The sequence below is a fragment of the Mycolicibacterium iranicum genome (assembly GCF_014190915.1).
Taxonomy (GTDB): domain Bacteria; phylum Actinomycetota; class Actinomycetes; order Mycobacteriales; family Mycobacteriaceae; genus Mycobacterium; species Mycobacterium iranicum_B.
On sequence record NZ_JACHVU010000002.1, the window covers coordinates 594,517 to 620,602 of the forward strand.

At 68.1% G+C, this 26,086-nt stretch carries 33 protein-coding genes; 30 read left to right on the forward strand and 3 right to left on the reverse strand.

The genetic code is table 11. From position 1 onward, the window contains the following. Positions 1-94 precede the first annotated feature (94 nt). Genes mftE through mftG form a run of 3 tightly spaced genes read left to right on the forward strand, consistent with a single transcriptional unit; the run spans position 95 to position 3,653 of the window. A complete protein-coding gene (mftE, locus tag FHR72_RS06550; RefSeq protein WP_183467111.1) occupies positions 95-841 on the forward strand; it encodes a mycofactocin biosynthesis peptidyl-dipeptidase MftE in 747 nt (248 codons plus the stop codon). After that, on the forward strand, positions 838-2,250 hold the full coding sequence (gene mftF, locus FHR72_RS06555; RefSeq protein ID WP_183467112.1) for a mycofactocin biosynthesis glycosyltransferase MftF: 1,413 nt from the start codon (positions 838-840) through the stop codon (positions 2,248-2,250). The genes mftE and mftF overlap by 4 nt, the downstream gene beginning before the upstream one ends. Continuing rightward, complete coding sequence (gene mftG / locus FHR72_RS06560) at positions 2,247-3,653, forward strand: mycofactocin dehydrogenase MftG (RefSeq protein WP_183467113.1); 1,407 nt, start codon at positions 2,247-2,249, stop codon at positions 3,651-3,653. The genes mftF and mftG overlap by 4 nt, the downstream gene beginning before the upstream one ends. A 167-nt stretch (positions 3,654-3,820) precedes the next feature. Here the strand turns inward: mftG and FHR72_RS06565 are convergent, their stop codons facing one another. Then, a complete protein-coding gene (locus FHR72_RS06565) occupies positions 3,821-5,434 on the reverse strand; it encodes an MFS transporter (protein WP_311736073.1) in 1,614 nt (537 codons plus the stop codon). Next, positions 5,431-7,032, reverse strand: a complete 1,602-nt coding sequence (locus FHR72_RS06570) for an MFS transporter (protein WP_183467115.1) — start codon at positions 7,030-7,032, stop codon at positions 5,431-5,433. Before FHR72_RS06570 ends, FHR72_RS06565 begins: the two co-directional genes overlap by 4 nt. An 89-nt stretch (positions 7,033-7,121) precedes the next feature. On the opposite strand from FHR72_RS06570, the gene FHR72_RS06575 reads away from it, so the two are divergent. After that, positions 7,122-7,766: a TetR/AcrR family transcriptional regulator gene (locus FHR72_RS06575; RefSeq protein WP_183467116.1), complete on the forward strand. Its 645-nt coding sequence runs from the start codon at positions 7,122-7,124 to the stop codon at positions 7,764-7,766. Here FHR72_RS06575 and FHR72_RS06580 read toward each other — a convergent pair. Then, positions 7,732-8,982, reverse strand: a complete 1,251-nt coding sequence (locus tag FHR72_RS06580) for a cytochrome P450 (RefSeq protein ID WP_183467117.1) — start codon at positions 8,980-8,982, stop codon at positions 7,732-7,734. The two genes, FHR72_RS06575 and FHR72_RS06580, sit on opposite strands and share 35 nt — an antisense overlap. A 112-nt stretch (positions 8,983-9,094) precedes the next feature. Here FHR72_RS06580 and FHR72_RS06585 point away from each other — a divergent pair, with 112 nt between their 5' ends. The 26 genes from FHR72_RS06585 to sppA all read left to right on the forward strand — a co-directional run bounded on the left by FHR72_RS06585 (position 9,095) and on the right by sppA (position 26,071). After that, positions 9,095-10,687: a carboxylesterase/lipase family protein gene (locus tag FHR72_RS06585; RefSeq protein ID WP_183467118.1), complete on the forward strand. Its 1,593-nt coding sequence runs from the start codon at positions 9,095-9,097 to the stop codon at positions 10,685-10,687. Positions 10,688-10,985: 298 nt separating this feature from the next. Further along, positions 10,986-11,291 carry a 30S ribosomal protein S10 gene (rpsJ, locus tag FHR72_RS06590; RefSeq protein WP_003883485.1) on the forward strand — a complete coding sequence of 102 codons (306 nt, stop codon included), beginning with the start codon at positions 10,986-10,988 and terminating at the stop codon, positions 11,289-11,291. Positions 11,292-11,315: 24 nt separating this feature from the next. Further along, positions 11,316-11,972 carry a 50S ribosomal protein L3 gene (gene rplC, locus FHR72_RS06595; protein ID WP_183467119.1) on the forward strand — a complete coding sequence of 219 codons (657 nt, stop codon included), beginning with the start codon at positions 11,316-11,318 and terminating at the stop codon, positions 11,970-11,972. Beyond that, positions 11,972-12,646, forward strand: a complete 675-nt coding sequence (gene rplD / locus FHR72_RS06600) for a 50S ribosomal protein L4 (protein WP_183467120.1) — start codon at positions 11,972-11,974, stop codon at positions 12,644-12,646. Before rplC ends, rplD begins: the two co-directional genes overlap by 1 nt. Then, complete coding sequence (rplW, locus tag FHR72_RS06605) at positions 12,646-12,948, forward strand: 50S ribosomal protein L23 (protein ID WP_011895873.1); 303 nt, start codon at positions 12,646-12,648, stop codon at positions 12,946-12,948. Before rplD ends, rplW begins: the two co-directional genes overlap by 1 nt. 21 nt (positions 12,949-12,969) lie before the next feature. Further along, positions 12,970-13,806 (forward strand): 50S ribosomal protein L2, encoded by an 837-nt coding sequence (rplB, locus tag FHR72_RS06610; protein ID WP_183467121.1) that lies wholly within the window; start codon positions 12,970-12,972, stop codon positions 13,804-13,806. Between the two features lie 11 nt (positions 13,807-13,817). Continuing rightward, positions 13,818-14,099 (forward strand): 30S ribosomal protein S19, encoded by a 282-nt coding sequence (gene rpsS / locus FHR72_RS06615; RefSeq protein WP_003892827.1) that lies wholly within the window; start codon positions 13,818-13,820, stop codon positions 14,097-14,099. Then, positions 14,099-14,611, forward strand: a complete 513-nt coding sequence (gene rplV / locus FHR72_RS06620; RefSeq protein WP_183467122.1) for a 50S ribosomal protein L22 — start codon at positions 14,099-14,101, stop codon at positions 14,609-14,611. Before rpsS ends, rplV begins: the two co-directional genes overlap by 1 nt. After that, positions 14,611-15,468: a 30S ribosomal protein S3 gene (gene rpsC / locus FHR72_RS06625; RefSeq protein WP_183467123.1), complete on the forward strand. Its 858-nt coding sequence runs from the start codon at positions 14,611-14,613 to the stop codon at positions 15,466-15,468. The genes rplV and rpsC overlap by 1 nt, the downstream gene beginning before the upstream one ends. Before the next feature lie 2 nt (positions 15,469-15,470). Then, positions 15,471-15,887: a 50S ribosomal protein L16 gene (gene rplP, locus FHR72_RS06630; RefSeq protein WP_183467124.1), complete on the forward strand. Its 417-nt coding sequence runs from the start codon at positions 15,471-15,473 to the stop codon at positions 15,885-15,887. Beyond that, on the forward strand, positions 15,887-16,120 hold the full coding sequence (rpmC, locus tag FHR72_RS06635) for a 50S ribosomal protein L29 (RefSeq protein ID WP_011895868.1): 234 nt from the start codon (positions 15,887-15,889) through the stop codon (positions 16,118-16,120). The genes rplP and rpmC overlap by 1 nt, the downstream gene beginning before the upstream one ends. Beyond that, on the forward strand, positions 16,120-16,428 hold the full coding sequence (rpsQ, locus tag FHR72_RS06640) for a 30S ribosomal protein S17 (protein WP_183467125.1): 309 nt from the start codon (positions 16,120-16,122) through the stop codon (positions 16,426-16,428). Before rpmC ends, rpsQ begins: the two co-directional genes overlap by 1 nt. Positions 16,429-16,563: 135 nt before the next feature. Then, entirely contained in the window at positions 16,564-18,915 is a 2,352-nt protein-coding gene (locus FHR72_RS06645) for an arylsulfatase (RefSeq protein WP_183467126.1), read from the forward strand. Between the two features lie 16 nt (positions 18,916-18,931). After that, positions 18,932-19,327 (forward strand): PPOX class F420-dependent oxidoreductase, encoded by a 396-nt coding sequence (locus tag FHR72_RS06650; RefSeq protein ID WP_183467127.1) that lies wholly within the window; start codon positions 18,932-18,934, stop codon positions 19,325-19,327. 203 nt (positions 19,328-19,530) lie between these two features. Further along, positions 19,531-19,899 carry a 50S ribosomal protein L14 gene (gene rplN / locus FHR72_RS06655; RefSeq protein ID WP_014814254.1) on the forward strand — a complete coding sequence of 123 codons (369 nt, stop codon included), beginning with the start codon at positions 19,531-19,533 and terminating at the stop codon, positions 19,897-19,899. Then, positions 19,900-20,217, forward strand: coding sequence for a 50S ribosomal protein L24 (gene rplX / locus FHR72_RS06660; RefSeq protein ID WP_183467128.1), 318 nt, complete (start codon positions 19,900-19,902; stop codon positions 20,215-20,217). A 5-nt stretch (positions 20,218-20,222) separates the two neighbouring features. Then, positions 20,223-20,795, forward strand: a complete 573-nt coding sequence (gene rplE, locus FHR72_RS06665; protein WP_183467129.1) for a 50S ribosomal protein L5 — start codon at positions 20,223-20,225, stop codon at positions 20,793-20,795. Positions 20,796-20,799: 4 nt separating this feature from the next. After that, positions 20,800-20,985, forward strand: a complete 186-nt coding sequence (locus FHR72_RS06670; RefSeq protein WP_011778599.1) for a type Z 30S ribosomal protein S14 — start codon at positions 20,800-20,802, stop codon at positions 20,983-20,985. A gap of 91 nt (positions 20,986-21,076) precedes the next feature. Continuing rightward, entirely contained in the window at positions 21,077-21,475 is a 399-nt protein-coding gene (gene rpsH / locus FHR72_RS06675; protein WP_011895861.1) for a 30S ribosomal protein S8, read from the forward strand. Between the two features lie 15 nt (positions 21,476-21,490). Then, positions 21,491-22,030: a 50S ribosomal protein L6 gene (gene rplF, locus FHR72_RS06680; RefSeq protein ID WP_183467130.1), complete on the forward strand. Its 540-nt coding sequence runs from the start codon at positions 21,491-21,493 to the stop codon at positions 22,028-22,030. Between the two features lie 3 nt (positions 22,031-22,033). Continuing rightward, positions 22,034-22,444 (forward strand): 50S ribosomal protein L18, encoded by a 411-nt coding sequence (gene rplR, locus FHR72_RS06685; protein WP_183467131.1) that lies wholly within the window; start codon positions 22,034-22,036, stop codon positions 22,442-22,444. A gap of 35 nt (positions 22,445-22,479) precedes the next feature. Continuing rightward, positions 22,480-23,151 (forward strand): 30S ribosomal protein S5, encoded by a 672-nt coding sequence (gene rpsE / locus FHR72_RS06690; RefSeq protein ID WP_183467132.1) that lies wholly within the window; start codon positions 22,480-22,482, stop codon positions 23,149-23,151. Between the two features lie 2 nt (positions 23,152-23,153). Then, positions 23,154-23,333 carry a 50S ribosomal protein L30 gene (gene rpmD / locus FHR72_RS06695; protein ID WP_183467133.1) on the forward strand — a complete coding sequence of 60 codons (180 nt, stop codon included), beginning with the start codon at positions 23,154-23,156 and terminating at the stop codon, positions 23,331-23,333. 4 nt (positions 23,334-23,337) lie between these two features. Further along, the gene (gene rplO / locus FHR72_RS06700) at positions 23,338-23,781 is read left to right on the forward strand and encodes a 50S ribosomal protein L15 (protein WP_183467134.1); all 444 of its coding nucleotides are present in this window, start codon (positions 23,338-23,340) and stop codon (positions 23,779-23,781) included. Between the two features lie 100 nt (positions 23,782-23,881). Then, the gene (locus tag FHR72_RS06705; RefSeq protein ID WP_396888403.1) at positions 23,882-24,250 is read left to right on the forward strand and encodes a DUF732 domain-containing protein; all 369 of its coding nucleotides are present in this window, start codon (positions 23,882-23,884) and stop codon (positions 24,248-24,250) included. A 45-nt stretch (positions 24,251-24,295) separates the two neighbouring features. Continuing rightward, on the forward strand, positions 24,296-26,071 hold the full coding sequence (sppA, locus tag FHR72_RS06710; RefSeq protein WP_183467135.1) for a signal peptide peptidase SppA: 1,776 nt from the start codon (positions 24,296-24,298) through the stop codon (positions 26,069-26,071). Positions 26,072-26,086 lie beyond the last annotated feature (15 nt).

The window sequence follows — 26,086 nt, forward strand, 5'->3', positions numbered from 1 at the left end:
GTGGCTGAGGGGGCGGACGGGAATCGCCGGTCCGCATCCCCCCAGCACACGGAAATCAATTGCCACGCATGCGCGAACAACTGGCGCACGCCAGGTGAATTGGGCCTACCATCGTCGCGTGGTCTTCCCCCGTGAGCTCGGGAACGCGACGTCGAGGCAGCTGCATGACGCATCTCCCACGCTGGTCGTCCCGGTCGGTTCTACCGAGCAGCACGGACCCCACCTGCCGCTGGACACCGACACCCGCATCGCGAGCGCCGTCGCCGACGCCCTCGTCGGGAGGCTGGGAGGCCGCCCCACCGACTCACCGTGGCTGCTCGCCCCGGCCATCGCCTACGGTGCGAGCGGCGAACACGAGGGTTTTGCCGGGACAATCTCAATCGGCACACCGGCACTGGCGAAACTTCTCGTCGAATTCGCCCGATCCGCGTGCCGATGGGCGCCCCGTGTGCTGTACGTGAACGGGCACGGGGGCAACGTCGCAGCACTGCGCGACGCGGTGGCGCTGCTGCGCCACGAGGGCCGCGACGCCGCGTGGTGTCCCTGCGTCTCCAGCAACGCCGACGCCCACGCCGGGCACACCGAAACATCTGTATTGCTACATCTTTCACCGGGTGTGGTCAGGCAGAATGAGACAGTAGCGGGAAATCGGGCTCCGCTGGCGGAGTTGATGCCGGACATGCTTCGCGGGGGAGTCGCGGCCGTGAGTTCGCTGGGGGTCTTGGGGGACCCCACCACAGCGACCGCGGACGAGGGGAGGAAGATCTTTGCCGAAATGGTCGACGCGTGTGCGCTCCGTGTCATCCGGTGGACGCCTGACCGCGAGGGGATGCTGAGATGACCGGGCCGCGGCTTCCGGACGGTTTCGCCGTCCAAGTGGACCGGCGTGTGCGCGTCCTCGGCGAGGGTGCCGCGCTGCTCGGCGGTTCACCCACCCGGCTGCTCCGGTTGGCTCCGGCCGCCCAGACCATGCTCAACGGGGGCAGGCTCGAGGTGCACGACGCGGTCAGCGCGCAACTCGCCCGCACCCTGCTCGACGCGACCGTCGCGCACCCGCGTCCGCTCAGCGGCCCGTCCCACCGGGATGTCACGGTGGTAATCCCCGTGCGCGACAATTCTTCTGGACTGGAGCGCCTGTTGACCGCGCTCCGCGGCCTGAAGGTGGTCATCGTCGACGACGGTTCGTCGAAGCCGGTCGACGAGTCCGATTTCTCCTCGGCGCGCTGTGATGTCCGCGTGCTGCGCAACCCGAGGAGCAAGGGGCCGGCGGCCGCGCGTAATGCCGGCCTGGCGGTGTGCAACACCGACTTCGTCGCGTTTCTCGACTCGGACGTGGTGCCGCGTAAAGGCTGGCTGGAAGCACTTCTCGGGCACTTCTGCGATCCGGCCGTCGCCCTGGTCGCACCCCGGATCGTGGCGCTGGAACAGTCGGCCGGCGTCGTGGCCCGCTACGAGGCGGTGCGCTCGTCACTGGACCTCGGCCTGCGGGAGGCGCCCGTGATCCCGTTCGGCACGGTGTCCTACGTGCCCAGCGCAGCGATCATCTGCCGGCGCAGCGCCCTGCTGGAGGTCGGTGGCTTCGACGAGTCCCTGGTCTCCGGGGAGGACGTCGACCTGTGCTGGCGCCTCAACGAGGCGGGGGCGCGGCTGCGCTACGAACCGATCGCCACGGTCGCCCACGACCACCGCACCGAACTGCGAAAGTGGTTCGCCCGCAAGTCCTTCTATGGTAGCTCTGCGGCACCGCTGACGATCCGGCATCCCGGCAAGACCGCGCCGCTGGTGATCTCGGGCTGGACGCTGGTGGTGTGGATGCTGGTCGCGATCGGCTCGGGCATCGGCTACGTCGCCTCGGTCGCGGTGGCGGCGCTGACCGGCCGGCGGATCGCGAAGTCGCTGTCGAGCGTGCAGACCGAACCGATGGAGGTCGCGGTCGTCGCCGCACACGGGCTCTGGTCGGCCGCGCTGCAACTGGCGTCGGCGATCTGCAGGCACTACTGGCCCATCGCGATGCTCGCGGCGCTGTGTTCGCGCCGGTGCCGGCGGGTGGTCGTGGTAGCGGCCGTGCTCGACGGGGTGTTCGATTGGGTGACCCGTAACGGCAACGCCGACGAGGACACCAAACGCGTCGGGCCGATCGCTTACATCCTGCTCAAGCGCCTCGACGACATCGCTTACGGCCTCGGTCTGTGGACCGGTGTGGTCCGCGAACGCCATGCCGGCGCCCTCAAGCCGCAGATCCGGACTTGACCGACGTCCTGATCGTCGGGGCCGGTAGCGCGGGTTCGGTGCTGGCAGAACGGCTTTCCGTCGACCCCGACTGCCGTGTGACGGTCGTGGAGGCCGGTCCGGGTCCGACGGACGCACGGGTGGGAACGCAGATCAGCGACGGGTTGCGTCTGCCGATCGGCGTCGCCAGCTCGGTGGTCCGGCGCTACCGGGCCGTGCTGACCGAGGAGCCCGTGCGCCATGCGGAGATCATGCGCGGGGCCGTGGTCGGCGGCTCGGGAGCGGTGAACGGCGGCTATTTCTGCCGGGCCCTGCCGTCGGACATCGCGGGCTGGGCGCTCGAGGGGTGGAGCTGGGAGGACGTGCTGCCCCACTTCACGGCCATCGAGAACGACCTCGACTTCGACGGCCCGCTGCACGGCTCCGACGGGCCGATCACCGTACGCCGGGTCACCGAATTCAACGGCTGTACCGCGTCATTCGTCGATGCGGCCCGCGACGCCGGTTTCGGCTGGATCGACGACCTCAACGGTGCGACGCCGCAGCGCCCGCTGGCCGACGGGGTCGGCGCGGTGCCGCTGAACATCGACGGCGGTACCCGGGTGGGTCCCGGCGGCGCGTTCCTGCAGCCCGCGCTGGGACGTCCCAACCTGGCGGTGCTGACCGACACCCGGGTGACCCGGATCCGGTTCGCCGGCGGCCGCGCCACCGGGGTGGACTGCGCTGATGCGAACGGACGCCGGACACTGACAGCCGATCGCGTGGTGCTGTGCGGCGGCGCGATCGCCACCGCCCAGCTGCTGATGCTGTCGGGCGTCGGGCCGCAGGCAGTCTTGCGCGCGGCCGGCGTCGAGGTCGGCGTCGATCTCCCGGTCGGCGTCGACACCGTGGACCATCCCGAATGGGTGCTGCCCGTGACGTGGCCGGCGACCCATGACATGCCGCCGCTGGAGGCCGTGCTGACCACCCCGGACGGCCTGGAGATCCGGCCCTACACCGCCGGGTTCGGCGCGATGACGAGCGGCCGCCGGGACGACCCCACCGACCGTCCGCACCTCGGAGTCACGCTCATGCGGCCGCAGTCACGCGGACGGGTCGTCATCACCTCGCCGGATCCCGACACCGACCCCGTGATCGAGCACCGCTACGACACCGCTCCCGCCGACGTAGACCTGCTCCGCGACGGCACCCGCCTCGCACGCGAAATCGCCGGGAACACCGCCGGATCCGAGGCGTACTGGTCGACCTCGCAGCACCTGTGCGGCACCGCGAAGATGGGTGCGGTCGTCGATGCGCGCTGCCGGGTCTTCGGGGTGGACAATCTCTGGGTGGTGGACGGCTCGATACTGCCCCACATCCCCGGCCGCGGCCCGCACGTGACCATCGTGATGGCCGGCCATCGCGCCGCCGAATTCATCTGCTGAGCCGAACGAGTGCCTCGGCCGGCACCGTCTGACCGCGATGTCACACGCATGGACATCGAAACACGCTCCCGGCGGCCAGGATTCGGCGACTGCGGGATGCACGAAACACGCGATCAGGTAGGCCGCAGTACCTCAGAAGAGCTGAGAGGCAACGACGTTCGTCCTCGTCATCGTCGATGGCGGCCGGGCCCGGGGGCGGGTTGATCGGGAGCAGGCGCACGGTCCGCGAGGTTGGGCTCACGGCGCAGGAATTCCCACTGGCGACCGTCGCGGCCGGGGGCCCATACGGCCAGCAGCACGGCACCGATGAGCATCGTGACCGACAGCACGCCGAGGGCCAGCCCGGCGGCATCCACGAACGCCGTCTGTGCGAGCCGGGCCAGGACGTCGCCGTCGGGGCCCATCTCGCGAGACGCGGTCAATGCGGCCGCGAGCGAATCGGTGGCGGCGTCACGGACCGGACCGGGGAAAGCGTCGAGTTTCGAGGCCAGCGCGCTGTGATACGTCCCGGCCAGGACGGATCCGGCCACGGCGATGCCGATGGCGGCACCGACTTCCCGGGTGGCGTCGTTCACCGCGGAGGCGACACCTTGCTTCTCCTCGGGGGCGGCCGTCATGATCGCCGCGGTGGCCGGCGAGGTCACGAAGCCGAGACCCAACGAACTGACGATCAAGGGGCCGACCAGATCCAGAAACCGCGCTTCGGGCCCTAAAGACCCCATCCACAGCAGCCCCGCGGCGAGCAGCAGGAGACCGAACGTCACGGCGAACCGCAGGCCGATCTTCGGCAAGAACAGGTGAATGGTGGTGCTGACGATCAGCATCGGCACTGCCAGCGGTGACAGGGCGAACGCGGTCTGCAGCGCCGAGTAGCCCATGACCAACTGGACGAATTGCATGACGATGTAGAAGAACCCGAACATCGCGAAGAACAGCAGGGTGATCGCGGCCGCCCCTGTGCCGAATTTCGGCACCGCGAACAGACGGACGTCGAGCAGGGGGTGGCGTGCGCGGAGCTGCGTCCAGGTGAACAGGCCGGCCAGGCCCACGCCGCAGACCAGAAGTCCGAGGACGACGACGTCGGTCCACCCTCGTGCGGGTGCCTCGACGATGCCCAGCACGAACACCCCGATGGCCGTCCCGATGAGCGCGGCCCCGGTCCAGTCGATCGGTGTGGCGGCCTCGTCACGAGAGGAGCCGACCGTGAACGTCAGCGCGAGCATCAGCAGGCCTGCGGTGGCGAATCCGTAGAAGATGGATTCCCAGGCGAAGAAATGCAGCAGCCCGCCGGCACCCAGGAACCCGACGATCGCCGCCGAGCCTGTGGCGCCGGCCCAGATGCCGACGGCCTTGTTCCGTTCGTCGTCCGGGAAGGCCGAGGTGAGCAGCGACAGTGTGGCCGGCATGATCAGCGCGGCGCCGATTCCGGCGGCTGCGCGGGCGACGATGATGTGCGCCGGGTCGTGCCAGAGGATCGGGGCAGCCGACGCCACGGTGAAGATGACCAGGCCGACGAGCAGGGCGCCGCGCCGTCCGTAGCGGTCGCCGAGTGCGCCGGCGGGCAGGAGGAGGCATGCCAGCGCGAGGGCGTAGCTGTCCACGATCCAGGTCAGCTGCGTCTGGGTGGCTGAGGTCTCCACGGCGATGTCGGGCAGTGCAGCATTCAGGGCGACCATCGAGCTGACCACGAGGAGAACGTCGATGCTGGCCACGGCGAGCAGCCAGCGCCGACGCCCCGGGGACACCTCGCTGGACACGGCGATCGCGTCCTGGGTGATCACGCGTCGACCGCCTCGGGCGCCGGCCGCCGGTCCCGTAGCCGGCGAACGAATCCCCATTGCCGTCCATCACGTCCGGGTGACCAGATCGCCACGAACACCGCAGAGACGGTGAGCACCGCAGACAGCACGAGCAGTGCCTGGTCAGCGGCATGCAGAAAGGCCGACTGCGCCAGCTCGGCAAGCCTGTCGCCCTGGGGCCCCATCTGCTCGGACAGCGACAGCGCGTGTGCCAGCGAGTCGGTGGCCGCATCGCGGATCTGTTCGGGAAACGCGGTCAGCTTCGGTCCGAGCGCACTGTGGTAGGCGGCGGCGAGAATCGAGCCGGCCACCGCGATGCCGATTGCGGCGCCGATCTCGCGGGTGGCGTCGTTGACGGCGGACGCGACGCCCTGCTTCTCGTCCGGGACCGCCCCCATGATCGCTGATGTCGTTGGCGCCGTACACAACCCGATCCCAGTCGCGGTGAGCAGCAGCGGCCACATCAAATCGAGGAAGGTGGCGTCCACGTCCAGGAACCGCATGGTGAACAGCCCGATCGCCATGAAGGCCAACCCGAGGCTGACGGCGACCCGCAGCCCGATGCGGGGCAGGTACAGGTGCATCGTGGCGCTGAAGGCCAGCACGGGAAGAGCCAACGGAGACAAGGCGAATGCGGTTTGCAGCGCGCTGTAGCCCATCACCAGTTGCATGAACTGCATCTCGATGAAGAAGAAGCCGAAGTTCGCGAGGAACAGGAACGTGATGCCGAGGGCGCCGGTGGCGAAATCCGCTCGGCGGAAAAGTCGCACATCGAGCAACGGGTGGCTGCGGCGCACCTCGACGACAGCGAACAGCACGGCCAGCACGACTCCGGCGAGCAGGCACCCCAGTACCCACACGTCAGTCCACCCGCGAGCCGGTGCCTCGACGATGCCGAGGACGAAGATCGCGATCGACAGGGCGATCAAGGCGCCGCCCACCCAGTCGATCGGCGTCCCCGATTCGTCGCGGGACGAACCGATGGTGCAGGTCAGCGCGAACATCACCAGCGCACCCGCGGCGAACCCGTAGAAGATCGACTGCCAGGAGAAGAAGTGCAGCAGGATGCCGGTGCCCAGGAACCCGAAGATCGCGCCCGAGCCGGCGACGCCCGCCCAGATCCCCACGGCCTTGTTGCGTTCGGACTTCGGGAAAGCCGACGTGAGCAACGACAGCGTCGCGGGCATGACGAATGCCGCGCCGACGCCGGCGACGGCCCGCGCGATGATGATCTGCAACGGGCTGTCCAGCCACACCGGTGCGAGCGAGGCCGCGGCGAAGATCGCGAGCCCCAGCAGCAGTGCGCCTCGTCTGCCGTACCGATCACCGAGGGCGCCGGCGGGAAGCAGCAGGCACGCCAGGGCCAGGGTGTACCCGTCGACGACCCACGTCAGCTGGGCCTGAGTCGCTGACGTCTGCACCGCGATGTCGGGCAACGCCGCGTTCAACGCCACCATCGACGCGATCACCATCAGGACGTCGACGCTGGCCACCGCGAGCAGCCAGACCCGGGCCCGGGGTGACAGGTCCGCCGCCTCGCCACGGATATCCTGGTCGGACTGCGCAGACGCGTCGACCATGTCGTCTCTCTCTGCCGCGGGAAGTTTTGAGACTAGCAGTCTCAAAACTGGATGCTCTCCTGTTCCCCAACCGGAAGTGAAAGAAACGCATGGCCGCCGCCAGTGGCGATCCGAGGCCGGCCCGATCCCGGGCCCGCCTTCTCGACGCCGCCACGGCACTGCTGCGCACCGGCGGGCCGGGTGCGGTCACCGTCGATGCCGTGACACGGCACGCCAATGTGGCGCGTGCGACGCTCTACCGCCATTTCCCCAGTGCGAACGACCTGCTGGCCGCCTCCTTCGCGACGCTCATCTCCCCGCCGCCGATGCCCCCGGACGAGGGCAGCCTGCGGGACCGCCTGCTCGCCGTTGTCGTCGGGTGGGCCGACGCGATCGCCGAGGCCTCGATCACCCTCACCGCGATGGCCTGGGTGTCGCTCGGGCCGGAGATGCCGCGGATCCCCGACTCGGGGGGCAGCCCGGGTGTGCAGACGTTGCGGCAGCGCATCGCCGAGGAATACTCGGCGCCGTTCACCCGGCTCCTTGAGAGTCCGCAGGCCGTCGCGGAGTTGGAGCCGGTGGATCTCAACACCGCGCTCGCGTTGCTGATCGGGCCGCTGGCGTTCGGGCGTGTCAGCACCTTGGCCGATTTCGACTACCAGGCAGTGGCCGTCGCCGCGGTCGATGCCTTCCTGACCACCTACACGCGGCGTCCGCCGCTCAGCGCAGGGAGTACCGAACCGGCAGGTGCTTGAGGCCGCCGACGAACGTCGTGGCCGCCAGCTCCGCCTCGCCCGCCAGCTCGATGGAGTCCAGCCGGGGGAGCAGCTCGCTGAACAGGCTGTTCATCTCCATACGGGCCAGCGCCGCGCCCAGGCAGAAGTGCACGCCGTAGCCGAACGACAGGTGCTTGTTGGGCTCGCGGCCGACGTCGAAGCGGAACGGCTCGTCGAAGATCTCCTCGTCGCGGTTGCCCGAGACATAGGCGAGGTAGACCGATTCGCCCTTGGCGATCCGCACTCCGCGCACCTCGGTGTCCTCGGCGGCGGTCCGCATGAACTCCTTGACCGGTGTCGTCCAGCGGATCATTTCCTCGACGGCCGTCGGCATCAGGCCCGGATTCTCCTTGAGGCGGGCCAGCTCGCCGGGATTCTCGATGAGGGCGTGCAGGCCACCGGAGATCGCGTCCTTGGTGGTGTCGTGGCCGGCGCTGGCGACGATCACGTAGTAGGACGCCGTGTCGACGTCGGACATCGGCTCGCCGTCGACCTTCCCGTTGGCGATCGCCGAGGCCAGGTCGCTCGTCGGGTTCTCCCGCCGCGATGCGGTGAGCTTCGAGAAGTAGGCGAAGAAGTCGAGCAGCACCGCCATCTGCTCCTCGGGGCTGACGCCCCGCTTGTACTCGTCGTCGTCGCCGCCGAACATCTCCTGGGTCAGCGAGTGCATCCGGCCGTAGTCCTCTTCGGGCAGGCCGAGCAGCGACATGATCACGTAGAGCGGGAACTGCACCGCGATGTCGGTGACGAAATCGCACTCGGGCCCGATGTCCCGCATTCGGTCCACGTAGCGCTTGGCGAGCTCGTCGACCCGGATCTTCAAGTCGCGCATGGCTTTCGGGCGGAACCAGTCGGCGCCGATGGCGCGCACCTTGCGGTGGTGCGGGTCGTCCATGTGGATCAGCGTGCGCAGGCCCGTGCCCGCTTCGAGCTGGGCGTTCATGTAGTCGTCGGCCTGGGCGGTGGCGAGCAGCGAGCGCGGCGCCGACAGGAAGAGGTCGTTGGCCCGCTCGATCGCCATGATGTCGGCATGCTTGGTGATCGCCCAGAACGGCCGGTACGGCTTGTAATCCACCCACGTCACGGGCTCGGTGGCCCGCAGATGAGTCAGCGCCGTATGCAACCGATCGTTGTCGGCATAGGCCGTCGGATCGGCCAGCACCTTGGCCGCGTCGTCGATGGTGGGTGTGCTCATGCGGTCTCCTCGCCGGGCTGACGAAACTTGACGGGTGTCAACTGGGCTAGTCTATGTGACCGCCGCCACTTCGCGAAAGGGGTGTGGCCCGCGACGCCTATAAGCTCGGTCCGTGGCCCGCAGATCGGTACTCCGCGGCATCGTGGGCGTGCTGACCGCGGTCGCCGCGATCGCTGCGTGCAGTACGGGGTCCGGAGAGTCGGCTGCGCCGGCCCCGGCAGACCCCGCCCTCGTCGAGACGGTGTCGGGCACCGTCCGTGGGATCGTCGCGCCTGACCACCGCCTGTTCGCCGGGATCCCTTATGCCGCACCACCTGTCGGGCCGCTGCGCTGGCAGAATCCGCAGCCCGCCGCACCGTGGGACGGCATCCGCAAGGCCACCGCGTCCGGACCGCGCTGCATGCAGGACCTCAACGGGGACATCGAGCTCGGCAGGCAGACCGACGAGGACTGTCTCAACCTGTCGGTGTGGACACCGGCCGGCGAATCACCGGACCCCCGCCCGGTCATGGTGTGGATCCACGGCGGGTCCTTTGCCGCGGGCAGCGGGGGCATGTACGACTCGCGCCGGCTCGCCTCGCGCGGGGACGTGATCGTGGTGAGCATCAACTACCGGCTCGGCGCCCTCGGCTTCCTGGCCCACCCGTCGTTCGGCCCCGCCGGTGCCGTCGGCAACTACGGCCTGGCCGACCAGCAGGCGGCGTTGCGGTGGGTCCGCGACAACATCGCGAACTTCGGGGGAGACCCCGCCCGGGTCACGATCGCCGGCGAGTCCGCCGGCGGCATGTCGGTGTGCGATCACCTGGTGGCCCCCGGCTCCCGAGGACTGTTCGCCGGCGCCATCATCCAGAGCGGGCCGTGCCAGGCCCAGGTCGGACTGCCCGTCGCCGAGCAGCGCAGCCTCGCCTACGCGGCCGATGCCGGCTGCCCGGATCCGAAGACCGCCGCCGAGTGCCTGCGCGCGTTGCCGGCCGACCGGCTGCGCACTCCCATCTGGTACTACGGCATCGGCGAAGACCAGCTCAGTGGACCGGTGACCGGCACGGCCGCGCTTCCCGACGATCCCGTCGCCGTGTTCGGGCAGGGCGGCGCCGCCGAGGTTCCGGTGATGATGGGGACCACCCGCGACGAGTGGACGCTGTTCGTCGCGTTGCAGCACATCCGCACCGGCCGGGACTTCGTCCCTGCGGAGTATCCACAGCTCCTGGCCGGAACCTTCGGTCCGAATGCGCACGCGGTCGCCGTGCGCTATCCGCTCGCCGCGTACCCCAATACCGCGCTGGCTTACGCCGCGACCGTCACCGACGGGTTCTTCGCGTGCGCAGGGCACCGGTGGGCCCGGGAGCTCGACGGCGCCGCAGAGACGCCGGACGTCTACTTCTACGAGTTCAACGACCGCAACGCCCCGGCGCCCGAACCGCTGCGCGAGCTGCCGTACCCGGTCGGGGCCAGCCACTCGCTGGAGCTGCGCTACCTGTTCGACGTCGGCGGGGCGTCCCCGCCGGATCCCGGACAGGTCGCCCTCGGCGAGCAGATGGTCGACTACTGGTCGGCCTTCGTGAAAAACGGCGATCCACAGGTCGACGGGCAGCCGGCGTGGGCCGCGGTCGCCGACGGTGTGATGTCGCTGCAGCCCGACGGCAGCCGCATGACCGGGGACTTCGCCCGCGAACACCAGTGCGGGTTCTGGGACGGTCTACGGTAGGTCCCGGGTGCCCGGGTTGTGCACGTCACGGCCTTGAACAGGGATTTGGACCAGGCCCGGATCTGAGGCATACTGTTCGGGTTGCCTTGAGCCGGGTTCGCCTGGCCGGGCATGACCAGCGGCCCTCGCGGGCCGCATCCGGTCTCCAACCTCGATCGCGACGAAAATTCGGTGCGGACGAGCGTGCGTACGGGCGACACACCCGACCGCGGGGACCGGTGAACCACAGACAGGTAAACAGCGGCGGCACAGCCAGGCCCGAGTGAATCGGGCCCGTTAGTAGTGAGGTAGGAGAAGCGTGGCGGGACAAAAGATCCGCATCAGGCTCAAGGCCTACGACCATGAGGCGATCGATGCCTCTGCGCGCAAGATCGTCGAGACGGTCACCCGGACGGGCGCGAGCGTGGTCGGCCCGGTGCCGCTGCCGACCGAGAAGAACGTGTATTGCGTCATCCGGTCCCCGCACAAGTACAAGGACTCGCGGGAACACTTCGAGATGCGTACGCACAAGCGGCTGATCGACATCCTCGACCCCACGCCGAAGACGGTGGACGCACTCATGCGCATCGATCTTCCGGCGAGCGTCGACGTCAACATCCAATAGCTCGGTAGGAGATCGGCGAAAGAAATGGCTAGAAAAGGCATTCTGGGCACCAAGCTGGGCATGACGCAGGTGTTCGACGAGAACAACAAGGTCGTGCCGGTGACGGTCGTCAAGGCCGGGCCCAATGTTGTGACGCGCATCCGGACCACGGAGCGCGACGGGTACAGCGCAGTGCAGCTCGCCTACGGCGAGATCAGCCCGCGCAAGGTGACCAAGCCGGTGACGGGGCAGTTCGCCGCCGCCGGTGTGAACCCGCGCCGCCACCTCGCCGAGTTGAGGCTCGCCGACAACGAGGATGCGGGCGCTCTCTACGAGGTCGGCCAGGAGCTGACGGCGGAGATCTTCGCCGACGGCGCCTACGTCGACGTGACCGGCACCAGCAAGGGCAAGGGCTTCGCGGGCACCATGAAGCGTCACGGCTTCCGCGGCCAGGGCGCCAGCCACGGTGCGCAGGCAGTGCACCGCCGGCCGGGCTCGATCGGCGGCTGCGCGACCCCGGGCCGTGTCTTCAAGGGCACGCGCATGTCGGGCCGCATGGGTAGCGACCGCGTCACGACCCAGAATCTGAAGGTGCACAAGGTCGACGCCGAGAACGGCGTGCTGTTGATCAAGGGCGCCATCCCCGGACGCAACGGTGGACTGGTGGTTGTCCGCAGCGCAGTTAAGCGAGGCGAGAAGTAATGGCTGACAAGACTATTGACGTATTGACGCCGGCAGGCGCGAAGGACGGCAGCGTCGAGCTGCCGGCCGCCCTGTTCGACGTCGAGCCCAACATCGCGCTGATGCACCAGGTGGTGACGGCCCAGCTGGCCGCCAAGCGCCAGGGCACCCACGCGACCAAGACCCGCGGCGAGGTCTCCGGCGGCGGCAAGAAGCCGTACCGGCAGAAGGGCACCGGCCGCGCGCGTCAGGGTTCGACCCGTGCGCCGCAGTTCACCGGTGGTGGCGTCGTCCACGGCCCGCAGCCGCGCGACTACAGCCAGCGCACCCCGAAGAAGATGATCGCCGCCGCCCTGCGCGGGGCGCTCTCGGACCGGGCCCGCAACGACCGGATCCACGCGGTCACCGAGCTCGTCGAAGGGCAGGCCCCGTCGACCAAGAGCGCGAAGTCGTTCCTGGCGACACTGCTGTCCGACCGGGCCGCCGTCGCGAGCACGAAGGTGCTGGTCGTCATCGGCCGCACCGACGAGACCAGCGCGCTGAGCGTGCGCAATCTCCCTGACGTGCATGTGATCTCGCCGGATCAGCTGAACACCTACGACGTGCTCAAGGCTGACGACGTGGTGTTCAGCGTCGAGGCACTCAACGCATACATCGCTGCCGCTACGAAGACCACCGAGGAGGTGTCGGCCTGATGGCAAACGTGGTTGATCCCCGCGACATCATCCTGTCCCCGGTGATCTCGGAGAAGTCCTACGGCCTGATCGAGGACAACGTCTACACGTTCATCGTCCACCCGGACTCGAACAAGACCCAGATCAAGATCGCCATCGAGAAGATCTTCAAGGTCAAGGTCGACTCGGTGAACACGGCCAACCGCCCGGGCAAGCGCAAGCGCACCCGCACCGGTTACGGCCAGCGCAAGGCCACGAAGCGCGCGATCGTGACGCTGGCCGCCGGAAGCAAGCCCATCGATCTGTTCGGAGCGCCGGCGTAGTCCGGCAGGGAGATTTAGAAGATGGCTATTCGCAAGTACAAGCCGACGACCCCGGGCCGTCGCGGTTCGAGCGTGTCCGACTTCGCCGAGATCACCCGTGATCACCCGGAGAAGTCGCTGGTTCGCCCGCTGCACGGCCGCGGTGGCCGTAACGCCCACGGCCGCATCACGACCCGTCACAAGGGTGGTGGCCACAAGCGCGCCTACCGGGTGATCGACTTCCGTCGCCACGACAAGGACGGCGTCGACGCCAAGGTCGCGCACATCGAGTACGACCCGAACCGCACCGCGAACATCGCGCTGCTGCACTACGTCGACGGCGAGAAGCGCTACATCATCGCGCCGCAGGGCCTCAAGCAGGGCGCGGTCGTGGAGTCGGGCGCCAACGCCGACATCAAGCCGGGCAACAACCTGCCGCTGCGCAACATCCCCGCCGGCACGCTGGTCCACGCTGTGGAGCTGCGCCCCGGTGGCGGTGCGAAGATGGCGCGCTCGGCCGGTGCCTCGATCCAGCTGCTCGGCAAGGAGGGCACCTACGCCTCCCTGCGTATGCCCAGCGGTGAGATCCGCCGCGTCGACGTGCGCTGCCGCGCCACCGTCGGCGAGGTCGGCAACGCCGAGCAGGCGAACATCAACTGGGGTAAGGCCGGACGTATGCGGTGGAAGGGCAAGCGCCCCACCGTCCGCGGTGTCGTGATGAACCCGGTCGATCACCCGCACGGCGGTGGTGAGGGTAAGACCTCCGGTGGCCGTCACCCGGTGAGCCCGTGGGGCAAGCCCGAGGGCCGCACCCGCAAGCCGAACAAGGCGAGCGACAAGCTCATCGTCCGTCGCCGGCGCACCGGCAAGAAGCGCTAGGGAGTAAAGCGATGCCACGCAGCCTGAAGAAGGGCCCGTTCGTCGACGATCACCTGCTCAAGAAGGTCGACGTCCAGAACGAGAAGAACACCAAGCAGGTCATCAAGACCTGGTCCCGTCGGTCCACCATCATCCCCGACTTCATCGGGCACACCTTCGCCGTCCACGACGGCCGCAAGCACGTGCCGGTGTTCGTCACCGAGGCGATGGTCGGTCACAAGCTCGGCGAGTTCGCCCCCACCCGCACCTTCAAGGGTCATATCAAGGATGACCGGAAGAGCAAGAGGCGCTGATGACTACAGCGATTGAATACCCGTCCGCGACCGCCAAGGCGCGCTTCGTGCGCATCTCGGCCACCAAGGCGCGCCGTGTGATCGATCTGGTCCGCGGAAAGAGCGTCGAGGAAGCCCTCGACATCCTCCGGTGGGCACCGCAGTCGGCCAGCGAGCCGGTTGCCAAGGTGATCGCCAGCGCTGCGGCCAACGCGCAGAACAACGGCGGCCTGGACCCGACCACCCTGGTGGTCGCCACCGTCTTCGCCGACGAGGGCCCCACCGCCAAGCGCATCCGTCCGCGCGCGCAGGGTCGCGCGTACCGGATCCGCAAGCGCACCAGCCACATCACGGTCATCGTCGAGAGCCGTCCTCCCAAAAAGGGTGGGCAGCAGGGCGCTTCGGCGTCCGCAGCCCGGGCGCGTCGTGCCCAGGGCAGCAAGGCATCCACCAAGAAGGCCGGAGCTGCGGAGTCGGCGACATCGAAGGCCGGAGCCGCGGAGTCGGCGACATCGAAGGGAGGCTCGGAGTAGTGGGCCAGAAGATCAACCCGCACGGCTTCCGCCTCGGCATCACCACCGACTGGAAGTCCCGCTGGTACGCCGACAAGCAGTACGCGGACTACATCAAGGAAGACGTGGCCATCCGCAAGCTGCTGGCCACCGGCCTTGAGCGCGCCGGCATCGCCGACGTCGAGATCGAGCGCACGCGTGACCGCGTCCGGGTGGACATCCACACCGCGCGTCCCGGCATCGTGATCGGTCGCCGCGGCACCGAGGCCGACCGCATCCGCGCCGACCTGGAGAAGCTGACCAAGAAGCAGGTGCAGCTCAACATTCTCGAGGTCAAGAACCCCGAGAGCCAGGCGCAGCTCGTGGCGCAGGGCGTCGCCGAGCAGCTGAGCAACCGTGTGGCGTTCCGCCGCGCGATGCGCAAGGCGATCCAGTCGGCCATGCGTCAGCCCAACGTCAAGGGGATCCGGGTGCAGTGCTCGGGCCGCCTCGGCGGAGCTGAGATGAGCCGCTCGGAGTTCTACCGCGAAGGTCGCGTCCCGCTGCACACGCTGCGCGCCGACATCGACTACGGCCTCTACGAGGCGAAGACCACCTTCGGCCGCATCGGTGTGAAGGTCTGGATCTACAAGGGCGACATCGTCGGTGGCAAGCGTGAGCTCGCCGCCGTCGCACCCGCAGGCGCCGACCGCCCGCGTCGTGAGCGTCCGTCGGGCACCCGGCCGCGCCGCAGCGGTGCCTCGGGCACCACGGCGACGAGCACCGACGCCGGCCGGGCCGCCACCGAAGGAAACGCGGAGGCCCCCGCTGCAGCTGAGGCCGCCGTCGGCACGGAAGCCGCAGCCGCGGCCGGCGCGCCGGAGAATACGGAGAACTAGTCATGTTGATTCCCCGCAAGGTCAAGCACCGCAAGCAGCACCACCCCAAGCAGCGTGGCATCGCCAGCGGCGGGACGTCGGTGAGCTTCGGCGACTATGGCATCCAGGCCCTGGGCCATGCCTACATCACCAACCGGCAGATCGAGTCCGCTCGTATCGCCATCAACCGGCACATCAAGCGTGGCGGCAAGGTGTGGATCAACATCTTCCCGGACCGCCCGCTGACCAAGAAGCCCGCCGAGACCCGCATGGGTTCCGGTAAGGGTTCGCCCGAGTGGTGGGTCGCCAACGTCAAGCCCGGCCGGGTTCTGTTCGAGCTCAGCTACCCCGACGAGAAGACCGCCAGGGAAGCCCTGACCCGCGCCATGCACAAGCTGCCGATCAAGGCACGCATCGTCACGAGAGAGGAGCAGTTCTGATGGCAGTCGGAACCACGACCGGTGAACTGCGCGAGCTCAGCGACGACGAACTGACCGACAAGCTCCGCGAGTCGAAGGAAGAGCTGTTCAACCTGCGCTTCCAGATGGCGACCGGCCAGCTTGCCAACAATCGCCGGCTCCGCGTGGTCCGGCAGGAGATCGCACGCGTCTACACCGTGCTGCGCGAACGTGAGTTGGGTCTGGCCGCCGGACCCGGAGGTGAGGATTCGTAATGGCTGACACGCAAGCTGGATCGAAGGGTGCGAAGCACACGCCCCGCACCGAGACGCCCCGCGGCCGTCGCAAGACCGCCATCGGGTACGTCGTGTCGGACAAGATGCAGAAGACGATCGTGGTCGAACTCGAATCGCGTAAGTCGCATCCGTTGTACGGCAAGATCATCCGGACCACGACCAAGGTCAAGGCCCACGACGAGAACGAGGATGCCGGTGTCGGCGACCGCGTGTCGTTGATGGAGACCCGCCCGACGTCGGCGACCAAGCGCTGGCGCCTCGTCGAGGTTCTCGAGAAGGCCAAGTAGGACACGCGTTCCGCACGCGACGAGTCGCCCCCGTATGCCTTTGCCGGCGGCGGGGGCTTTCTCGTCGGCGGGCACGAGTGCGCGGCGCTGCGCAATCGCCACGCCATCTGCACTTTCGCGGTGTAATCTCCGGGCGTGGCGACGGAGTTCAACGGCAAGATCGAGCTCGATGTCCGGGATTCCGAACCGGACTGGGGGCCGTTCGCGGCGCCGACCGCACAACCCGATGCGCCCAATGTGCTTTACCTCGTCTGGGATGACATCGGCATCGCCACCTGGGACTGCTTCGGCGGACTCGTCGACATGCCCGCGATGAGCCGCATCGCCGAACGGGGCGTGCGGCTTTCACAGTTCCACACCACCGCTCTCTGCTCGCCGACGCGGGCGTCGCTGCTCACCGGACGCAACCCGACGACGGTCGGTATGGCCACGATCGAAGAGTTCACCGACGGTTTCCCGAACAGCAACGGACGCATCCCGTTCGACACGGCGCTGCTGTCGGAGGTGCTCGCCGAGAACGGCTACAACACCTACTGCGTGGGCAAATGGCATCTCACGCCGCTGGAGGAGTCCAACCTCGCCTCGACGAAACGGCACTGGCCGTTGTCGCGCGGCTTCGAACGGTTCTACGGATTCCTGGGCGGTGAGACCGACCAGTGGTATCCCGATCTCGTCTACGACAACCACCCCGTCGTGCCGCCGGCCACGCCCGAAGAGGGCTATCACCTGTCGAAGGACCTCGCGGACAGGACAATTGAATTCATCCGCGACGCCAAGGTGATCGCCCCCGACAAGCCGTGGTTCTCGTATGTGTGCCCCGGTGCGGGGCACGCGCCGCACCACGTCTTCAAGGAATGGGCGGACCGGTATGCCGGGCGCTTCGACATGGGCTACGAGGTCTACCGGGAGATCGTGCTGGAGAACCAGAAACGCCTCGGCATCGTTCCCCCCGACACCGAGCTCTCACCGGTCAACCCGTATGCGGACGTTCAGGGCCCCAACGGTGAGGCCTGGCCGATGCAGGACACGGTGCGCCCGTGGGAGTCGCTGAGCGATCAGGAGAAGCGTCTCTTCTGTCGTATGGCCGAGGTCTTCGCCGGCTTCCTGTCCTACACCGACGCCCAGATCGGCAGGGTGCTCGATTATCTCGAGGAGTCCGGGCAGCTCGACAACACCCTCATCGTGGTCATCTCCGACAACGGCGCCAGCGGCGAGGGCGGACCCAACGGCTCGGTCAACGAGGTCAAGTTCTTCAACGGGTACATCGACGCCGTCGAGGAGAGCCTCAAGGCGTTCGACGAGCTCGGCGGCACGGAGACGTACAACCATTACCCGATCGGCTGGGCGATGGCCTTCAACACCCCGTACAAGCTGTTCAAGCGATACGCCTCCCACGAAGGTGGCATCGCCGACAACGCGATCATCTCCTGGCCCGCCGGGATCGCCGCCCACGGCGAGGTGCGCGACAACTACGTCAACGTCGCCGACATCACCCCCACGGTGTACGACCTGCTCGACATCACCCCGCCGGCGACGGTCCGCGGCGTCGCGCAGAAACCCCTCGACGGGGTGAGTTTCAAGGTAGCACTGGAGAATCCGACGGCGCCGACCGGTAAGGAGACCCAGTTCTACACGATGCTCGGCACCCGCGGGATCTGGCACAAGGGGTGGTTCGCCAACACCGTGCACGCGGCGTCTCCGGCAGGGTGGTCGCACTTCGAGGACGACCGGTGGGAACTGTTCCACATCGAGAGTGACCGCAGTCAATGCCACGACCTGGCCGCGGAGCACCCCGAGAAGCTGGACGAACTAAAGTCGCTGTGGTTCGCCGAAGCCGAGAAGTACCACGGACTTCCGTTGGCGGACTTGAACATTCTGGAAACCATGTCGCGGTGGCGGCCGTATCTGGCCGGCGAGCGCACGTCCTACGTCTACTATCCGGGGACCGCGGACGTCGGGATGGGCGCCGTCGTGGAACTGCGCGGCCGGTCGTTCGCCGTCCTGGCCGAAGTCACCGTGGGACCCGAGGGTGCCGACGGTGTGGTGGTCAAACACGGTGGCGCGCACGGTGGTTACGTCATGTACCTGCAGGGCGGCCGACTGCACTTCTGCTACAACTTCCTCGGCGAGTACGACCAGACGCTCTCCTCGCCGGATCCGCTGACCGCGGGGGCGCACACGTTGGGCTTCACGTTCACCCTGACCGGGACGGCCGAGGGCAGCCACACACCGATCGGGGACGCCGTCCTGTTCGTCGACACCAAGCAGGTGGCCTCGCTGGCGGAGATGCGGGTCCACCCCGGCACCTTCGGGCTCGCCGGCGCGACGCTGTCGGTCGGCCGCAACACGGGCTCGCCGGTATCCAGTGCCTTCCGCGCGCCCTTCCCCTTCACCGGCGGCACCATCGCGCGCGTGAACGTCGACGTGTCCGGCGCCCCGTACGCCGACCTGGAGCGGGACTTCGCGCTGGCCTTCGCGAAGGACTGACGGCCGGGCAGCGGGGATGTCGAGCGTGGATGCGGCGGCGCTGGGGGCCGAGGAGTTCGTGTCGTTGACGACGTTCAAGCGCAGCGGTGAGGCGGTCGCCACCCCGATGTGGGTCGTCGCGGACGGCGAGCGGTTGGCGTTCTGGACGCCGGCGGAGAGCTGGAAGGTCAAGCGCGCCCGGCGCGATCCGCGGGTCACGGTCGTGCCGTGCAGCCGCCTGGGCAAGGTCGCGCCGGGTGCCGAACCGGTTGGTGGTCGCGCGACGGTCGTCGAGGACGACGCCGAGGTGCGTCGCGTCCGCGCTGTGGTGAAGGCCAAATACGGCCTCGGGTTCACGGTGATCACGCTGGTCGAGCGGTTACTGCGTCGGGGCGCGGCGCAACGTACGGTGCTGCTGGTCGACCTGGACTGACGCCGCTGCGGCGGCCTGTCCGGCGATTTGGAGCATTCTGCGAGCTCACCTAGTATGTAGGGGTTGCCTAGGGCAGACCTCGGTTCTCTCGTGCGAAACGCAAGTTCGGTGAGAAAACCCCGCGTGCTCTTTAGGTGACAAAGACCGCGCACGTCAGGGTCGGTAATCCTGCGTGCACACAATAACCAGGTCGAGGAGATCGAGTGATTCAGCAGGAATCGCGGCTCAAGGTCGCCGACAACACGGGTGCCAAGGAGATCCTCTGCATCCGCGTGCTCGGCGGCTCGTCGCGGCGCTACGCCGGCATCGGTGATGTCATCGTGGCGACGGTCAAGGACGCCATCCCCGGCGGCAACGTCAAGCGCGGCGACGTCGTCAAGGCCGTCGTCGTGCGCACCGTCAAGGAGCGCCGCCGCGCCGACGGCAGCTACATCAAGTTCGACGAGAACGCCGCCGTCATCATCAAGAACGACAACGACCCGCGCGGTACCCGCATCTTCGGGCCGGTCGGTCGCGAACTGCGCGAGAAGCGCTTCATGAAGATCGTCTCGCTCGCCCCGGAGGTGTTGTAGATGAAGGTCCGTAAGGGCGACACCGTGCTCGTCATCTCGGGCAAGGACAAGGGCGCCAAGGGCAAGGTCCTGGTGGCCTACCCCGAGCGCAACAAGATCCTGGTCGAGGGCGTCAACCGGATCAAGAAGCACACCCCCGAGTCGCGCACCGAGCGTGGCGCGTCCTCGGGCGGCATCGTCACGCAGGAAGCGCCGATCCCGGTGTCCAACGTGATGCTGCTCGACTCCGACGGAAAGCCGACCCGCGTCAGCTTCCGCGTCGACGACGAGACCGGTAAGAGGGTCCGCATCGCCAAGACCAACGGCAAGGACGTCTGACTGAAATGACCACCGTGGAAAACACCGAGAAGACCCTTCCTCGCCTCAAGCAGCGCTACCGCGAAGAGATCCGCGACGCCCTGCTCAAAGAGTTCGGCTATGCGAACGTGATGCAGATCCCCGGCGTCACCAAGGTCGTCGTCAACATGGGCGTCGGTGACGCCGCCCGCGACGCCAAGCTGATCAACGGCGCGGTCAACGACCTCGCGCTGATCACCGGCCAGAAGCCCGAGATCCGCCGGGCCCGCAAGTCCATCGCCCAGTTCAAGCTGCGCGAAGGCATGCCGATCGGCGCGCGCGTCACGCTGCGCGGCGACCGCATGTGGGAGTTCCTGGATCGGCTGATCTCGATCTCCCTGCCCCGTATCCGCGACTTCCGTGGCCTGAGCCCCAAGCAGTTCGACGGCACGGGCAACTACACCTTCGGGCTGACCGAGCAGTCGGTGTTCCACGAGATCGACGTGGACAGCATCGACCGCCCGCGCGGCATGGACATCACCGTCGTCACCTCGGCGACGAACGACGACGAGGGGCGTGCGCTGCTGCGGGCGCTCGGCTTCCCGTTCAAGGAGAACTGAGCAGATGGCAAAGAAGGCTCTGGTCAACAAGGCCAACAAGAAGCCCAAGTTCAAGGTGCGGGGTTACACCCGCTGCAACAGGTGCGGCCGTCCGCACGCGGTGTTCCGCAAGTTCGGCCTGTGCCGCATCTGCCTTCGCGAGATGGCACACGCCGGCGAACTGCCCGGTGTGCAGAAGTCCAGCTGGTAAGCCAGCCAACCACTACTAAAACAGTTGCGGCAGGCCCTGGCCCGGAGTGTTCGGGAATGGGAACCGCCGCGAGAAAGGTGAACCGGCTGTCATGACCATGACGGATCCGATCGCAGACTTCTTGACACGTCTGCGCAACGCCAACTCGGCGTACCACGACGAAGTGACCTTGCCGCACAGCAAGATCAAGGCGAACATCGCCGAAATCCTGAAGTCCGAGGGTTACATCTCCGACTACCGCACCGAGGACGCCCGCGTGGGCAAGTCCCTGGTGGTGCAGCTCAAGTACGGCCCCAGCCGCGAGCGGAGCATCGCCGGCCTGCGCCGCGTGAGCAAGCCCGGTCTGCGGGTGTACGCCAAGTCCACCAACCTGCCCCGCGTTCTCGGTGGGCTCGGTGTGGCCATCATTTCCACGTCGTCCGGATTGCGGACCGACCGTCAGGCGTCCCGTGAGGGCGTCGGCGGCGAAGTCCTCGCATACGTGTGGTGAGGGAGGGCTAGACAAATGTCTCGTATTGGAAAGCAGCCGGTCCCGGTTCCCGCCGGGGTCGACGTGACGATCGACGGACAGAACGTGTCCGTCAAGGGGCCCAAGGGCACCCTGACCGTGGACGTGGCCGAGCCCATCGAGGTCTCGCGTGACGACGAGGGCGCCATCGTGGTGAGCCGCCCGAACGACGAGCGGCGCAACCGTTCGCTGCACGGGCTGTCCCGCACGCTGATCGCCAACCTGGTGGAAGGCGTGACGCAGGGCTACACCACCAAGATGGAGATCTTCGGCGTCGGTTACCGCGTCGTGGCCAAGGGCACGAACCTCGAGTTCGCGCTCGGATACAGCCACCCGGTGCTGATCACCGCTCCCGAAGGCGTGACCTTCGCAGTGGAGACGCCCACGAAGTTCTCGATCTCGGGCATCGACAAGCAGGCCGTCGGCCAGATCGCGGCGAACATCCGCCGTCTCCGTAAGAGCGATCCCTATAAGGGCAAGGGAATCCGCTACGAAGGCGAGCAGATCCGCCGCAAGGTCGGAAAGACAGGTAAGTAGTAGATGGCTACCAAGACCAAGACAGAGGCCGCCGGCCACACGCCGGTCGGTAAGAACATCTCCGAGACGCGCCGCAACTCGCGGCTGCGCCGGCACGCCCGCCTGCGCAAGAAGGTCTCCGGCACCGCAGACCGTCCGCGCCTGGTGGTCAACCGGTCGGCTCGGCACATCCACGTGCAGCTGGTCGACGACCTCGAAGGCGTCACGCTGGCCGCGGCGTCCTCGATCGAGGCCGACGTGCGTGCCACCGAAGGCGACAAGAAGGCCGCCAGCAGCCGGGTCGGTCAGCTGATCGCCGAGCGCGCCAAGGCCGCAGGCATCGAAGAGGTCGTGTTCGACCGCGGTGGGTACACCTACGGCGGACGCATCGCGGCCCTGGCCGACGCCGCTCGCGAAGGCGGGTTGAAGTTCTAGATGACTGATCTCACTAACTCCGAGAGGACTGCATGATGGCCGACCAGGCTGGCGCCGGTTCGGCGCAGGACAATCGCGGTGGTGGCCGCGACGACCGCGGTGGCCGAGGTCGCCGCGACGATCGCGGTGGCCGCGGCGGACGCGATGACCGGGAGAAGAGCAACTACCTGGAGCGCGTGGTCGCGATCAACCGTGTCTCCAAGGTGGTCAAGGGTGGTCGGCGCTTCAGCTTCACCGCGCTCGTGATCGTCGGCGACGGCAACGGCATGGTCGGTGTCGGCTACGGCAAGGCCAAAGAGGTTCCCGCCGCCATCGCCAAGGGTGTCGAGGAAGCTCGCAAGAACTTCTTCCGCGTGCCGCTCATCGGCGGCACCGTGACCCACCCGGTTCAGGGTGAGGCCGCTGCGGGCGTCGTCATGCTGCGTCCGGCCAGCCCCGGTACCGGTGTCATCGCCGGTGGCGCGTGCCGCGCGGTGCTGGAATGCGCCGGCGTGCACGACGTCCTGGCCAAGTCGCTGGGCAGCGACAACGCGATCAACGTGGTGCACGCCACCGTTGCCGCGCTGAAGCTGCTGCAGCGTCCCGAAGAGGTCGCGGCCCGCCGCGGCCTGCCGATCGAGGATGTAGCGCCTGCGGGCATGCTCAGGGCTCGCCGCGAGGCCGACGCCCTGGCCGCCAGCGCAGCGCGTGGTGAAGGAACGGCGTAACCATGGCAGAGCTCAAGATCACCCAGGTGCGCAGCACCATCGGTGCGCGCTGGAAGCAGCGCGAATCGCTGCGGACCCTCGGGCTGCGCAAGATCCGCCAGTCGGTGGTCCGCGAGGACAACCCGCAGACGCGCGGTCTGATCAAGACCGTGCACCATCTCGTCACGGTCGAGGAGGTATAAGACCATGGCTCCGATCAAGCTTCACGATCTGCGGCCCGCCCCCGGAGAGAAGACCAAGAAGACCCGCGTGGGTCGTGGTGAAGGCTCCAAGGGCAAGACCGCCGGTCGCGGTACCAAGGGCACCAAGGCCCGCAAGAACGTCCCGGCGACGTTCGAGGGTGGCCAGATGCCGATCCACATGCGGCTCCCGAAGCTCAAGGGCTTCCGTAACCGCTTCCGCACCGAGTACGGCGTGGTCAACCTCGGCGACATCACCAGGGCGTTCCCCGAGGGCGGCACCATCGGTGTGGACGAGCTGGTGGCCAAGGGCCTGGTCCGCAAGAACGTTCTCGTCAAGGTTCTCGGCGACGGGAAGCTGGGCGCGAAGGTCGATGTGACCGCTCACAAGTTCAGCGGCAGCGCCCGCGAGGCGATCACCGCCGCAGGCGGCACCGCCACCGAACTCTGACACGACTGTCGGACAAGAACCCCCGCCACGGCGGGGGTTCTTGCGTTCGCGGGCCGCTCCGCCGTAACGGCGTGAATACCGAGGACGATCTAGAATTCGCATGCCGACCCCCGAGGAGCACCCCATGATCCGCCACCGTCGCACCGTCGCCGCCGCGATGGCGACCGCCGGTCTCGCCCTGTTCGCGGGCGGCGCCGTCGCGCATGCCGAGACTCCCGACGAGAAGTTCGCCACCGCTGTCACCGCGATGGGGATCCCGATCGGGCCGAACGAAGATCTGCCGCTTCTGGGCCAGCGGGTCTGCGGCATGCTCGACACCGGCCTGACCGGCAACCCGAACCCGGTTCCGGCCGTGCGTGGCGTGGTGAGCACGCTGGCCGGCAACATGACCCGCGAACAGGCCGTCGGCCTCATGCGCGCGTCCGTCGCCGTCTACTGCCCCCAGTGGGGCCGCTATATGGGTCGCTGACGCACGAAGCGTCCGGGGTCGAACCCCGTCGGTAGGCTTTAACTCATGTTCTCGCTGCTGTCCGGCGTCCCCGGGTTCGACGAAGTCCGTCAGTTCGCCCGCAAGGTCGACACCGCCCGCCATCAGGGGGTGCCCGACGGGTGCATCCTCGAACTCGACCTGCAGAGCGCGCCCCCGGAGTCCGCGGGTTTCGACCCGATGGCTTTCATCAACGGTGCCGGACGCCCGCTGCTGCTGCGCGAGGCGGTGGCGGCGCTGCACCGCGCCGCCGAGGACCCCCGGGTGGCAGGCCTGATCGCAAGGGTCCAGATCGACGCCGCGCCGCCGGGACCCGTCCAGGAGTTGCGGGAGGCGATCGTGGCGTTCACCGCCGAGAAGCCGTCGCTGGCGTGGGCGGAGACCTACCCCGGCACGCTGTCCTACTACCTCGCGTCGGCCTTCGGCGAGGTCTGGATGCAGCCGTCGGGCACCGTCGGGCTGGTCGGCTTCGCCACCAGCGCGCTGTTCCTGCGCGACGCCCTGCACAAACTGGGCGTCGAGGCGCAGTTCGTCGCCAAGGGTGAATACAAGTCGGCGGCAAACCTTTTCACCCAGGACAGCTACACCGAGGCGCACCGGGAAGCCGACACGGCACTCGTCAACGGTCTGCGGACTCAGGTGTGGGCGGGGGTGGCGGCTTCGCGCGGCATCGAGGTCGCGGCGCTGGACGCACTGGCCGACCGGGCCCCGCTCCTGCGTGACGACGCGGTGACCGCGGGGCTCGTCGACCGCATCGGCTTCCGGGACGAGGCCTACGCGCGCATCGCCGAAAAGGCCGGCGCGGAGGGCATCTCGCCCGAGACCGGCGACGCCGACGGTGACGACGCCCCGCCGCGGCTGTACCTGACGCGGTACGCCCGCGCGAAGAAGGCGACCATGCCGGGCATCAACAACCGTCCACGCATCGCCGTCGTCACCGTGGCCGGCCCGATCGTCAGCGGCCGGGGCGGACGGCAGATGTCCCCGATGGGCACGTCGAGCTCCGGCGGCGACACCGTCGCCGCCGCGCTGCGGGAGGCCGCGGCCGACGACGACATCGCCGCGATCGTGCTGCGGGTCGACAGCCCCGGCGGGTCGGTCACCGGCTCGGAGACCATCTGGCGCGAGGTCGTCCGCACCCGCGAGCGGGGCAAGCCCGTCGTCGCATCGATGGGCGCGGTGGCAGCCTCCGGTGGCTACTACGTGTCGATGGCCGCCGACGCCATCGTCGCGAACCCGGGAACCATCACCGGCTCCATCGGAGTGGTCACCGGCAAGCTGGTCGCGCGTGACCTCAAGGATCGCCTAGGTGTCGGTTCGGATGCGGTGCGCACCAACGCCAACGCCGACGCGTGGTCGATCAACGCGCCGTTCACCGAGGAACAACACGCGCACGTGGTCGCCGAGGCGGACCTGTTCTACACCGACTTCGTCGAACGAGTGGCCCAGGGCCGCAACATGAGCGCCGACGCTGTCGAGCAGGTGGCCAGGGGTCGCGTCTGGACCGGCGCCGATGCTCTTGAGCGTGGACTGGTCGACGAGCTCGGCGGGCTGCGCACCGCGGTGCGCCGCGCGAAAGCCCTCGCCGGGATCGACGAGGACGCCAAGGTCGAGCTGCACAGTCTGCCGGGTTCGTCGTTGCGGGATGTGTTGCGCTCCAAGCCGTCTTCTCAGCCGGCCGCGGCATCGCTTCCCGACCTGTTCGGCGCGTTGGCGATTCGCTCGCTCCACAGCGTGGTCGACCAGACGCAGAAATCGATCAGCGGCGTGAATGTGCTGTGGCTGGGGGAGAGCCGCTACTGACGCGGACATCCTTGC